We start from the raw sequence: 12521 nt of genomic DNA on the forward strand, positions 1-12521 counted from the left end.
AGTCTGGGCTGGTTGCGCCAATTCACTGATTCCATTACCATCCGCGCCCCTTGGCTACGTCCAAGGCCTTGCCTCACCGCGCCGCGGGAGGCTGCCGCCCCGGAAATTCCTCCGTGCGGTACCCACAAGGAGTTGCAAATGCGTCATTACGAAGTCGTGTTCCTGGTCCATCCCGACCAGAGCGAGCAGGTGCCGGCGATGGTCGAGCGCTACAAGGCGCTGATCGAAGGTGCCAACGGCAAGATCCACCGCCTCGAAGACTGGGGTCGCCGCCAGCTCGCGTATCCGATCCAGCACCTCGCCAAGGCGCACTACGTGCTGCTCAACATCGAGTGCGACGCCCCGGTGCTGGCCGAGTTGCAGTCCGGTTTCCGCTTCAACGACGCGGTGCTGCGCCACCTGATCGTGACGCGCGAGAACGCGGTGACGGAAATGTCGCCGATCATGAAGAACAAGGACGACAAGGGCGGCCGCCGCCGCGACGACGAGGGCTTTGGTTTCGGCAGCGACGACGACGAACCGCGTCCGCGTCGCGAGCGCGCTCCGCGCGAAGAAGCCTCGGCTCCCGTCGAAGCCGCCGAATAAGCACCCGCCCAGGTCCGAAGGAATATTCCCATGTCCAAGTTCTTCCGCCGCAAGAAGTTCTGCCGTTTCACCGCCGAGGGCGTGACCGAGATCGACTACAAGGATCTCAACATGCTGCGCCAGTACATCAGCGAGACCGGCAAGATCGTGCCGAGCCGCATCACCGGCACCAAGGCGCGCTACCAGCGCATGCTGGGCACTGCGGTCGAGCACGCACGCTTCCTCGCGCTGCTGCCCTACAGCGACGCCCATTGAAACGAGCGTCGCGCGTGAGCGCGACGACCACTTTCCCTCTCCCCGCCGGGAGAGGTTGGGGTGAGGGGAAGTGATCGCGTCGATACGACCCTTCCCTCGCCAGCATTCGGACAGCGCAAGCTGCGCCGGCCAACCCGACGCTAACGAATAGGTAATCCCATGGAACTGATCCTCCTGCAAAAAGTGAAAAACCTCGGCAACCTCGGCGACAAGGTCAAGGTGAAGCCGGGCTACGGCCGCAACTTCCTCGTGCCGCAGGGCAAGGCGACCGCGGCCACGGCCGACAACATCGCCGAGTTCGAGAAGCGCCGCGCCGAGTACGAGGCGAAGGCGAACCAGCTGCTCTCCGGCGCCGAAGCGCGCAGGGCGCAGTTCGAAGGCGCGTCGGTCACGATCAAGGCGAACGCGAGCCCGGAAGGCAAGCTGTTCGGCTCGGTCGGCCCGCGCGACATCGCCGAGGCGTTCACCGCCGCCGGCAGCGCCCTCGACAAGAGCGAGGTCGTGATGAGCGAAGGCCCGCTGCGCCACATCGGCGAGTTCGACGTGCAGGTGCACCTGCATGCCGACGTCAACACCACGGTCAAGGTCGTCATCACCGGCGAAGACTGATCCGTTTTGACATCGCTTCGACAAACGGGCGCCTTCGGGCGCCCGTTTCGTTTCCAGAGTGGCGAACAGCTTGAAACACGAAGCGCGCCGGCCGTTGAAGCATGAGCCGGATCGCAGCTTCGCATACGCACAGGTTATCCACAGAGTTGTTGTCTCGACAGCTGAGACTGCGCCGCGGATGATTCACCGCCGAATGAGTATGCCGTCGCCATGGCCCTGACCGAACGCAAGAACGTCACCAACATCGAAGCGTTGCGCGTTCCGCCGCATTCGATCGAAGCCGAGCAGGCAGTGCTCGGTGGCCTGATGCTCGCGCCGGAGTCGTGGGATCGCGTCGCCGATCGCCTCAACGAGGACGACTTCTACCGCAAGGACCACCGCCTGATCTTCCGTGCGATCGGCGATCTGTCGGCGAAAGGCATGCCCTACGACGCGATCACGCTCGGCGACTGGTTCCAGGCGCAGAACCTGTCCGAGCTGGTCGGCGGCACCACCTACGTGATCGAGCTTGCGAACTCGACGCCGAGCGCCGCGAACATCACCGCGTATGCCGACATCGTGCGCGAGAAATCGGTACTGCGGCAGTTGATCGACGCCGGCACCGACATTGCCGGCGATGCCTTCCAGCCGGAAGGGCGCTCCAGCCAGGAACTGCTCGAAGTCGCCGAGCAGAAGGTGTTCCACATCGCCGAAGCCGGTGCGCGCGGGCGCAAGGGTTTCGTGCAGATGCGCACCGCGGTCAAGGAAGCGTTCCAGATCCTGCATCAGCGCTACGAGAATCGCGGTTCGGTTACCGGGCTCCCGACAGGCTTCCTCGACCTCGACGAGATGACCGCCGGCTTGCAGCCGTCCGACCTCATCATCGTCGCGGCGAGACCGTCGATGGGAAAAACCGCATTCGCTGTCAACATGGCCGAAACGGTGGCGATGCGCGCGAGGAAGGCGGTTGCGATCTTCTCGATGGAAATGTCGGCCTCGCAGCTCGCGTTCCGCCTGATCTCCTCGCTCGGTCGCATCAACCAGCAGCATCTGCGCACCGGCGACCTCGCCGAGGAGGAATGGCCGCGCGTGACCAACGCGATCACGCTGCTCAGCGATGCGAAGATCTTCATCGACGACACGCCGGCCTTGTCGCCGGGCGAATTGCGCGCGCGTGCGCGCCGCCTCAAGCGCGAACACGACCTCGGCCTCATCGTCATCGACTACCTGCAACTGATGCAGGTGCCCGGGACCAAGGAGAATCGCGCCACGGAAATTTCAGAAATCTCGCGCAGCCTGAAGGCGCTGGCGAAGGAACTGAACATCCCCGTGATCGCGTTGTCCCAGCTGAATCGCTCGCTCGAACAGCGCACCGACAAGCGGCCGATGATGGCGGACCTGCGCGAATCCGGCGCGATCGAGCAGGACGCCGACGTCATCATGTTCATCTACCGCGACGAGTACTACAACCCGGAATCGGGCGACAAGGGCGTCGCCGAAATCATCATCGGCAAGCAACGAAACGGCCCGACCGGGATGGTCAAGCTGGCGTTCCTCGGCCAGTACACGAAATTCGAAAACCTCGCGAGCAACAGTTATGCCGGAGGATTCGGGTAGGTCAGCCAGCAGGGGCGGCTGCGGCCGCGGTGTCGCAGGGTGCCTGCCAGCACCATGACGAGGCTGCGGCGCCGTGTCCGGGCCGCTCCTGCGCGGCGTACGACATCAGGATTCCACTTCCGCAAGGAGACAGCATGCGCGCGACCTGCGCGACGATCCATCTTGGAGCCCTGCGCGAGAACCTGCGACGCGTGCGCGAGCTCGCGCCGGGCGCGCGCGTGATGGCGGTGGTCAAGGCCGACGGCTATGGCCACGGCCTCGAACGTGTTGCGCGCGCGCTCGAAGGCGCCGATGCATTCGGGGTCGCCGGCATCGCCGACGGCCAGCGCCTGCGCGCGGCCGGCGTCTCGCAACGAATCGTCGTGCTGTCCGGCCATGACGAGGCGACCGATCTCGCCGAGATGCGCCGCCTGCGCCTCGACACGGTCGTGCATTGCGAGGCGCAAGTCGATCTGCTCGCCGCGGATCACGATCCCCGCCCGCTGCGCGTCTGGCTCAAGGTCGACACCGGCATGCACCGCCTCGGCATCGCACCCGAACGCGCGCGCGACGTGCATGCGCGCCTGCGCGCGCTCGCCTGCGTCGATCGCGACATCGCGCTGATGACCCATTTCGCGAACTCCGACGTGTTCGACGACGCAATGACGACCCAGCAGATCGAGCGCTTCGAGCGCGCCACCATCGGTCTCCAGGGCGAGCGCTCGCTGTCGAATTCGGCCGGCGTGTTTGGCTGGCCCGAGGCGCAGGGACAATGGGTGCGCGTCGGCGGTGCGCTGTACGGCATGTCGGTGGTCGCCGGTCGCATCGGCGCCGATTTCGGTTTCCGCCCGGCGATGACGCTCGCGACGCGCCTGGTCGCGATCAACCGCGTGCGCAAGGGCGAGCACGTCGGCTACGCAGCGACCTGGACTGCGCCGGAGGACATGCCGATCGGCGTCGCCGCGATCGGCTACGGCGACGGTTATCCGCGCCATTCCGACGGCGCCACTCCGGTGCTCGTCAACGGCACGCGAGCGGGCATCATCGGCCGCGTCTCGATGGACCTCGTCACGATCGACCTGCGCCAGCATCCGGACGCGAAGATCGGCGACGCGGTCGTGCTCTGGGGTCGCGGGCTGCCGGTCGAGGAAGTCGCCGCGCACGCACAGACGATCGCCTACGAACTCACCTGCGGCGTCACGCGGCGCGTGCGCTTCGTCGAGGACGAGGGCTGATGGCCAAGGCGAAGACTGCGTACGTCTGCACCGAATGCGGTGCGGAACATTCTAAGTGGCAGGGCCAGTGCGTCGAGTGCGGAGCATGGAACACGCTCAGCGAATTCGTCGTGCAGCCGGCCTCGAAGTCGGCGGCGGTGAATCCCCGCGGCGGTTACGCCGGTGCGGTCGACGCGCCGAGAGTGACCAGGCTCGCGACCGTCGCGGCCGAATCCGAGCAGCGCAGTGCGACCGGCATCACCGAACTCGACCGGGTGCTCGGCGGTGGCCTCGTCGCCGGTTCGGTCGTGCTGATCGGCGGCGATCCCGGCATCGGCAAGTCGACCCTGCTCTTGCAGATGCTCGGTGCGATCGGCCAGCGCGTGCGCGGGTTGTACGTGACCGGCGAGGAATCGCTGGCGCAGGTCGCCTCGCGCGGACAGCGCCTCGGCATCGTGCTGGATGGACTCGAAGCGCTGGCCGAGACGTCGATCGAGCGCATCCTCACCGAGGCGATGAACGGCAAGCCCGAGGTGCTGATCATCGATTCGATCCAGACGATCTGGACCGAGACGCTGACTGCCGCGCCGGGTTCGGTGTCGCAGGTGCGCGAGTCCGCGGCGCGCCTCGTGCGCTTCGCCAAGGAAACCGGCACCAGCGTGTTCCTGGTCGGCCATGTGACCAAGGAAGGCGGTATCGCCGGCCCGCGCGTGCTCGAGCACATGGTCGATGCGGTGCTGTACTTCGAGGGCGAATCCGGCAGCCGTTTCCGCATCCTGCGCGCGTTCAAGAACCGCTTCGGCGCGGTCAACGAACTCGGCGTGTTCGCGATGGGCGACAAGGGCCTGCGCGAGGTGCCGAACCCGTCGGCGATTTTCCTCTCCGCGCACAGCCAGCCGACATCCGGCAGCGCGGTCATGGTCACGCGCGAGGGCACGCGTCCGCTGCTGGTCGAAGTGCAGGCACTGGTCGACCAGAGTTCGCTCGGCAATCCGCGCCGCGTCGCGCTCGGCCTGGAACAGAATCGCCTCGCGATGCTGCTTGCGGTGCTGCACCGCCACGGCGGCGCCGCGGTGTACGACCAGGACGTGTTCGTCAACGTCGTCGGCGGCATCCGCGTGCAGGAGACCGCGGCCGACCTGCCGGTGCTGCTCGCGGTGCTGTCGAGCTTCCGCGACCGGCCGCTGCCGGACAAGACCGTCGCGTTCGGCGAAGTCGGCCTCTCCGGTGAGATCCGCCCGGTGCCGAACGGCGAGGAGCGATTGAAGGAAGCCGCGACGCACGGCTTCCGCCGTGCGATCGTGCCGAAGGCGAACGCGCCGAAGAAGGCGAGGATCGGTGAGATGGAAATCATCGCGGTCGACCGGCTCGCGGACGCGCTGACCGCCGCTTGGACGTAGGGCGGTACGCGCAGGGCGCGTTCCGCCGATTTCGTGACGATCAAGCCACTGCGGTGCGCGGCGGGACTCGTGCTGCGCACTCGACCCGCCCTACGCGGCCAATGACTAGTCGCGCAGGCTTCGCAACCAGATGACGACGAAGGCGGTTCCGGTGGCGACGAACAGCACGGCGGATGACCGGAAAAATGGACTCGCGCCGGCCTTGACCCATGCGAGTGCTTCATCGAACGCGCAGTGGTGGCCTGGGATGTAGGCGCCGTACAGGGCGCGCGTGCATGCCCGCTCGGCTGCTCGTTCGAGCTGGAACGCGACAACCAGTCCATACATCAGGGTGAAGAACAGTCCGCTCGCCCCTGCCCAGCGGCGAGCAACGCGTTCCCGCTCCGCACGCACGTCCCTCATGCCGTGCGGTGCAGGACCACTTCGAGCACGAACTTCGAACCGAAGAACGCGAGCAGCAGGATCGCCATGCCGGCGAGCGTCAGGTTCACCGCGCGGCGGCCGCGCCAGCCGTGGCGCCAGCGGCCCCAGAGCAGGACGCCGAACACGAGCCACGCGGCGATCGACAGCAGCGTTTTGTGCGCGAGGTGCTGCGCGAACAGGTTGTCGACGAACAGGATGCCGCTCAGCAGGGTCAGGCTGAGCAGCACGAAACCGGCCGCGATCAGGCGGAACAGCAGCGCCTCGGTCAAGGTCAGCGGCGGCAGCGCGTGCAGCAGCGCACCGAACTGGCGGTGGCGCAACGCGCGTTCCTGCAGTGCCAGCAGGATCGCCAGCGCGGCCGCGATCGACAGTACGCCGAACGCGAGCAGCGCGATGCTGACGTGCAGCTTGATCTGCCAGTCCATCGGCTGCGGCGCGGTCGCCGGCGCGGCGAACACGTCGACACCGAGCAGTAGCGCACTGAGCGGAAACACGATCACGCCGAGTGTCGCGACCGGTCGCGACAGGTTCACGATCAGGGTCAGCGCCGAAACGACGCTCGCGACCAGCGACAGCGCGGCGAAGAAATGCAGGTCGAGCGCGCCGCGATGGGCGCCGAGCAGCACGCCGGCATGCGCGAGCACTGCTGCACCGGCGATCGCCAGCGGCAGCGTCGTCGTGGTCGCTTCGCGCCCGAACAGCGGACGCGCTAGCAGGGCGGCGGCCGCGAGATAGAGCGTGATCGCGAGCAGGGCGAGGGTGGGTATCAGCATGGGCGAAGTTTCGCACGAGTCGCGCGGCGTGGGCGGATTCGCGTTGCGGAGCCGTCGATCGCGACACCCGCGAGGGGGAGGGCATCGCGCCTTCCGGCGCTCCAACAAGAACTGCCGGATCCGTGCGCAGGTCATTCTTGTGGGAGCGGCGGGAGCCGCAATGCGTGGCGGCCCTCAACCTGCAGCCCTCGGCGCGCGCCAGCCGCAGTCAACGGTATAATTCCGCTCTTTCCGCGCAACCGGTCGCCCCATGTTCGAGTCGCTCAGCCAACGCCTTTCCGCCACCGTCCAGCGCCTGCGCGGCAAGGGACGACTGACCGAGGCGAACATCCGCGAGGCGTTGCGCGAAGTGCGCATCGCCCTGCTCGAAGCCGATGTCGCGTTGCCGGTGGTGCAGGCGGTGATCCAGCGCGTGCAAGTCAAGGCGCTCGGTACGGAAGTGCTGCGCAGCCTGACGCCGGGCCAGACCCTGGTGAAGGTCGTGCGCGACGAGCTGACCGCGGTCATGGGCACCGCCAACAGCGACCTCAACCTTGCCGCGGCGCCGCCCGCGGTCGTGCTGATGGCAGGACTGCAGGGCGCCGGCAAGACCACGACCGTCGCCAAGCTCGCTCGCTTCCTCAAGGATCGCCGCAAGAAGAAGGTGATGGTGGTCAGCTGCGACGTGTATCGCCCTGCGGCGATCGAACAGTTGCGCACGCTCGCCGGCCAGGTCGACGTGCTGTTCCATCCATCGTCCGGCGAACAGGATCCAGTCGCGATCGCGAAGTCCGCGCTCGACGCGGCGGCACGTGCGTTCGCCGATGTGCTGATCGTCGATACCGCCGGCCGCCTGCATGTCGACGAAGCGATGATGGCCGAGATCAAGGCGCTGCATGCGGCGCTGAATCCGGTCGAGACGCTGTTCGTGGTCGACTCGATGACCGGCCAGGATGCGGCGAACACCGCCAAGGCGTTCGCCGATGCGCTGCCGTTGACTGGCGTCGTGCTGACCAAGACCGACGGTGATGCACGCGGCGGTGCCGCGCTGTCGGTGCGCTACGTGACCGGCCGCCCGATCAAGTTCATCGGCGCGGGCGAGAAGGTCGACGCACTCGAACCGTTCCATCCCGATCGCGTGGCCACGCGCATCCTCGGCATGGGCGACGTGCTGTCGCTGGTCGAGCAGGTCGAGCAGGGCGTCGACCAGGAAAAGCAGCGCAAGCTCGCCGAGAAGGTCATCAAGGGCAAGCGTTTCGACCTCAACGACATGAAGGACCAGCTCGAACAGATGGTCAGCATGGGCGGCATGGCGTCGCTGCTCGACAAGCTGCCCGGCGTGTCGAACCTGCCGGACAACGTCAAGTCGAAGGTCAACGACAAGGAAGTGCACCGCATGATCGCGATCATCGGTTCGATGACGAAGAAGGAACGTCGTCATCCGGACCTGCTCAATGGTTCGCGCCGCGCACGCATCGCGCGCGGATCCGGCATGCAGCCGGCTGACGTCAACAAGCTGCTCAAGCAGTACCAGCAGATGGAAAAGATGATGGCCAAGCTCGGCAGCGGCGGCCTCAAGGGCCTTATGCGCCAGATGGGCTCGGCGATGAAGGGCATGGGCGGCGGTGGCTTCCCGCCCGGCGGCTTGCCCGGGCGCTGATCGCCGCCGATCCTCGTCGCGCTGTCAACCGACCGCACATCCGCGCGTTCGCACCGATTGTCGACCGATCCGCCAAGTGGGTCGATCGTCACAACCACCGGACGACCACAGCGGCTATGGTGCGCCGCTCCGGTTACCGGACCATCCAGCCACTCGTGGGGACGAGCGATGACCCGCTTAAGCAAGGCACTCGGCGCACTCGCCGTATCCGCTTCGATGGCCTGTGCGAGCGCGCACGCCGCCACGCACGACCGCCTGTTCGCCTATGGTTTCGATCCCGCCGCCGATCCGCCGGCGAACGCGAACGAAGCCGCGCGCTTCCTGACCCAGGCCACGTTCGGCCCGACCGCTGGCGACATCGCGCGCCTGACCGCGCTCGGCTATGACGCGTGGATCGAGGAGCAACTCGCCCGTGCGCCGACGCTTGGCGAACCGACGGTCGAGCAGGTCGTCAATGCGCGGATCGGAGCGGCGCAGAATGTCTCGCAGATGCAGCGCATCCAGCGCTGGTATTGGCAGGCCGCGTATGCGCCGGACCAGTTGCGCCAGCGCATGGCGTGGGCGCTCAGCCAGATCTTCGTGATTTCCGACCAGAGCAGTGCGATCAACCAGTACGTGGTGCCGATGGCCGGCTACCAGGACATGCTCGCGAAGGACGCATTTGCGTCCTATCGCACGCTGCTCGGAGACGTGACGTGGCACCCGATGATGGGCCGCTACCTGTCCTCGTTCCGCAACCAGAAGCCGAGCTCGACCACCAGCCCGGACGAGAACTACGCGCGCGAAGTCATGCAACTGTTCTCGATCGGACTGATCCTGCGCGACATGGATTTCTCGCCGATCCTCGACAACGGCGTCGAGATCCCGACCTACGACCAGACCACCATCACGCACACCGCGAAGGTGTTCACCGGTTTCACCTGGAGCGACGCGCCGACGGCGCCGCCGAATTTCTACGGCGGTGGCCTCACCTTCGCCGCGCAGTACGAGCCGATGCGCTGCTTCGGCACCGAGTATTTCCCGGCGAGCGGCAGCGGCAGCAACAACATGCGCCACGACATCACCGGCGATGACGGCACCACCGCGACGCCGAAGACGGTCGTCGGCGGCGTGACGATCCCCGCGAACCAGACCTGCGCACAGGACGTCAACGACGAGCTGGACATCCTCGCGGCGCATCCGAACGTGCCGCCGTTCATTTCGCGTCAGCTGATCCAGCGTTTTGTCACGAGCAATCCGTCGCCGCAGTACATCGGGCGCGTCGCGCAGGTGTTCGATGCACCGGGCGCGAACCTCGGCGATGTCGTAAAGGCGATCCTCATGGACGACGAGGCGCGCAATCCGCCCGCGCTCGCGAGCGGCGACCGATACGGCAAGCTGCGCGAGCCGATCCTGCGCCTGACCGCGCTGTGGCGCGCGTTCAACGCGCAGGCGCAGCCCGCCGACACCTATGGTGAGATCAAGATGACGGCGAACAACAGCCTGACCAGTTCGTTCGGGCAGGGGCCGCTCGAATCGCCGACGGTGTTCAACTTCTACGAGCCGGACTACCAGCAGCCCGGGCCGTTCGCCGACCACAACGAATACTCGCCCGAGCTGCAGATCCTGAGCGAGGCGAGCGTGTACTCAACCGCGAACTACTACTACAACTTCAGCGCGAAGGCCTATCAGGGCATGACGAATCCGCCGACCGATCGGCCGCTGATCGACCTTGCCGCGCTGACCGCGAACGCGACCAATCCGGCGGCGATGGTCGCCACGGTCGACAGGAGCCTGCTGTACGGCACGATGTCCCAGACCATGCGCAGCACGCTGACCGGCATGCTGGCCAACCTCAACGGCGCTTCCGCGGCGGAAAAGGCATGGTCGGTGATCTATGTGACGATGCTGTCACCCGAATTCGCGACGCAGCGCTGAGGAGACGACGATGAGCCATTCCCGCAACTCGCGCCGCGACTTCCTGCGCACGCTCGCGCTCGCTGCCGCCAGCGGTGGAACCGCGGCGATGTTCCCGCAACTGCGCATGATGGGCAGTGCACTCGCGAACACGCGTTCGCTCCCCGGCTACAAGGCACTGGTCTGCGTCTACCTTGCCGGTGGCAACGATTCCTGGAACCTGCTGGTGCCGTTCGACAGCGCGCGCCACGGCATCTACGCCGAGTCACGCGGTGGCGTCTACAACGCACAGTCCAACGCCGATGGCCTCGCGCTCGGCATCCCGACCGGCACCGACGTCGCGTTGCAGAAGATCATCGACGCCAACGATGCGAGCGGCACGACCAACCAGTATTTCGTGCACCCGAGACTGGCCGACCTCGCGAGCCTTTATCGCGCCAACAAGCTCGCGTTCGCGGTCAATGTCGGCACGCTGGTCAAGCCGATCACCAAGGCCGACTACTCGTTGCCGGCGAACCGCCCGCCGCAGCTGTATTCCCATTCGGATCAGGAAAACCTCTGGCACCAGGGCAACAGTTTCGCCGATCGCGTGGTCGGCTGGGGCGGTCGCTGCGGCGACGTCGTGCACTCGTCGAACGCGAACCAGGACCTGTCGACCTGCATCTCGATCTCCGGTGCGAACCGTTTCGAGGTCGGGCTGTCGACCGTGCCCTACCGCATGTCGTCGAGCGGCCTGTCCTCGCTCAATGGCATGTGCAACCCCACGCCGTGCAACGGCGTCAGCGCGACCAGCGTGCGCGACAACGCGTTCAATGCACTGCTCGGCGACACCTATGCGAGCGATTTCGCGGGTGAATACTCCAAGGTGTTCGCGCGCAGCCGCGACCTCTACAACCTGCTCAAGACCGGCCTCGACGGCACCACGCTGGTGCAGCAGTTCCCGGCCAACAACTCGCTCGCCTCGCAGTTGCAGATGGTCGCGAAGATGATCAAGCTGTCGAAGGCACAGAACTACGCCTCGCGCCAGATCTACTACGTGCGGCTCGGCGGCTTCGACCTGCATGCGGGCCTGATGTCCGGCGGCAACAACGACCATGCGGCGTTGCTCAAGCTCGTATCGGACGGCGTCGCGGCGTTCTGGCAGTCGCTTGCACCGGGCGATGTCGATGCGCAGAACGAGGTGACACTGTTCACGGCGTCGGAATTCGCACGCACGTTGCAGTCGAACGGCTCCGGCTCGGACCATGCCTGGGGCGGCGTGCAGTTCGTGCTGGGTGGCGCGGTCAACGGCGGCAAGCTGTACACGAACGGAGGCGGGCCGATCAGCGGGTTCCCGGACCAGCATCTCGACGCGCCGAACAACTTCTCGCGCGGGCAGATGATCCCCGGCATCGGCGTCGACCAGTACGCGGCGACGCTGGCGGAGTGGCTCGGCGTCACCGCGCCGGGCGATCTCGCGGCGATCTTCCCGAACCTGGCGAACTTCGGCAGCAGCAACCTCGGGTTCGTCTGACGCGATGCGCACGAGGCCGGCCAGCGCGGTCGCGACCGGCATCGTGCTCGCGCTCGCGGCGACGCTCGCGCACGCGGGCGCGCCGCAAGGCTGCACGCGCATCGCCGACATCCCGCCGAACTACGCCATCAGCTACGGCGCGGCCCTGCAGGGCCTGTTCGACGACTACGCGACGAACGGTGGCAGCGCCGGCTGTGTCGACTGCCACTTCGCGCCGCCGCCGATGCCGAGCGGCGAGCTCGATCTCAGCGCGGGCGTCTCCTGGGGACACCTGGTCGGCGTGCCGAGCGCGGAGGACCCGGGCATTCTCTACGTCGTGCCGGGTAGGCCGCAGGAGAGCCTGCTGTTCCGCAAGGTCAACTGCGACACGCCGGGTGCCGGCGCGCGCATGCCGCTCGACAACTACGGCGGCGGGCTGCTGCCGGAGCAGCAGGCGCTCATCTACGACTGGATCGCGAACGGCGCGTTGCCGGGCACGAGCAACACCGTATTCCGCGACGGCTTCGAGATCCGCGGTTTCGTACCCTGACCTCGAACCGTTCACGGGGCACAAGCCCCACGGCCGCTCACGCCGAGCGCAGGCCTGTCCTGGGCGCCGTCGAAGGGCGGCAGGGAGTCGAACGGTTGCACCTCGTCGCT

12 protein-coding genes are annotated in these 12521 nt (G+C 66.7%); 10 read left to right on the plus strand and 2 right to left on the minus strand.

What is annotated here, in order from left to right:
- The first annotated feature begins 138 nt into the window (after positions 1-138).
- From rpsF to radA, 6 genes are all read left to right on the plus strand, one after another.
- A complete protein-coding gene (rpsF, locus tag ACILRJ_RS09865; RefSeq protein ID WP_395682873.1) occupies positions 139-585 on the plus strand; it encodes a 30S ribosomal protein S6 in 447 nt (148 codons plus the stop codon).
- Between the two features lie 30 nt (positions 586-615).
- Positions 616-840, plus strand: a complete 225-nt coding sequence (gene rpsR, locus ACILRJ_RS09870) for a 30S ribosomal protein S18 (protein WP_395682875.1) — start codon at positions 616-618, stop codon at positions 838-840.
- 159 nt (positions 841-999) lie between these two features.
- The gene (rplI, locus tag ACILRJ_RS09875; protein WP_395682877.1) at positions 1000-1449 is read left to right on the plus strand and encodes a 50S ribosomal protein L9; all 450 of its coding nucleotides are present in this window, start codon (positions 1000-1002) and stop codon (positions 1447-1449) included.
- 210 nt (positions 1450-1659) lie between these two features.
- Positions 1660-3045 carry a replicative DNA helicase gene (locus ACILRJ_RS09880; RefSeq protein ID WP_395682879.1) on the plus strand — a complete coding sequence of 462 codons (1386 nt, stop codon included), beginning with the start codon at positions 1660-1662 and terminating at the stop codon, positions 3043-3045.
- A gap of 134 nt (positions 3046-3179) precedes the next feature.
- Positions 3180-4259: an alanine racemase gene (alr, locus tag ACILRJ_RS09885; protein WP_395682881.1), complete on the plus strand. Its 1080-nt coding sequence runs from the start codon at positions 3180-3182 to the stop codon at positions 4257-4259.
- Positions 4259-5638 carry a DNA repair protein RadA gene (radA, locus tag ACILRJ_RS09890; protein ID WP_395682883.1) on the plus strand — a complete coding sequence of 460 codons (1380 nt, stop codon included), beginning with the start codon at positions 4259-4261 and terminating at the stop codon, positions 5636-5638. The genes alr and radA overlap by 1 nt, the downstream gene beginning before the upstream one ends.
- A gap of 105 nt (positions 5639-5743) precedes the next feature.
- On the opposite strand, the gene ACILRJ_RS09895 is transcribed toward radA, so the two are convergent.
- Entirely contained in the window at positions 5744-6040 is a 297-nt protein-coding gene (locus tag ACILRJ_RS09895) for a hypothetical protein (RefSeq protein WP_395682885.1), read from the minus strand.
- Positions 6037-6834: an inner membrane protein YpjD gene (locus ACILRJ_RS09900; RefSeq protein WP_395682887.1), complete on the minus strand. Its 798-nt coding sequence runs from the start codon at positions 6832-6834 to the stop codon at positions 6037-6039. Before ACILRJ_RS09900 ends, ACILRJ_RS09895 begins: the two co-directional genes overlap by 4 nt.
- 250 nt (positions 6835-7084) lie before the next feature.
- Here ACILRJ_RS09900 and ffh point away from each other — a divergent pair, with 250 nt between their 5' ends.
- The 4 genes from ffh (at position 7085) to ACILRJ_RS09920 (ending at position 12411) form a co-directional block, all read left to right on the plus strand.
- Complete coding sequence (gene ffh / locus ACILRJ_RS09905) at positions 7085-8473, plus strand: signal recognition particle protein (RefSeq protein WP_395682889.1); 1389 nt, start codon at positions 7085-7087, stop codon at positions 8471-8473.
- Positions 8474-8641: 168 nt separating this feature from the next.
- A complete protein-coding gene (locus tag ACILRJ_RS09910; protein ID WP_395682891.1) occupies positions 8642-10390 on the plus strand; it encodes a DUF1800 family protein in 1749 nt (582 codons plus the stop codon).
- Positions 10391-10400: 10 nt separating this feature from the next.
- The gene (locus ACILRJ_RS09915) at positions 10401-11882 is read left to right on the plus strand and encodes a DUF1501 domain-containing protein (RefSeq protein ID WP_395682893.1); all 1482 of its coding nucleotides are present in this window, start codon (positions 10401-10403) and stop codon (positions 11880-11882) included.
- A gap of 4 nt (positions 11883-11886) precedes the next feature.
- Positions 11887-12411, plus strand: a complete 525-nt coding sequence (locus ACILRJ_RS09920; protein WP_395682895.1) for a hypothetical protein — start codon at positions 11887-11889, stop codon at positions 12409-12411.
- The last annotated feature ends 110 nt before the right edge of the window (positions 12412-12521 follow it).

The organism is Dokdonella sp. (assembly GCF_044227025.1).
Classification (GTDB): domain Bacteria; phylum Pseudomonadota; class Gammaproteobacteria; order Xanthomonadales; family Rhodanobacteraceae; genus Dokdonella_A.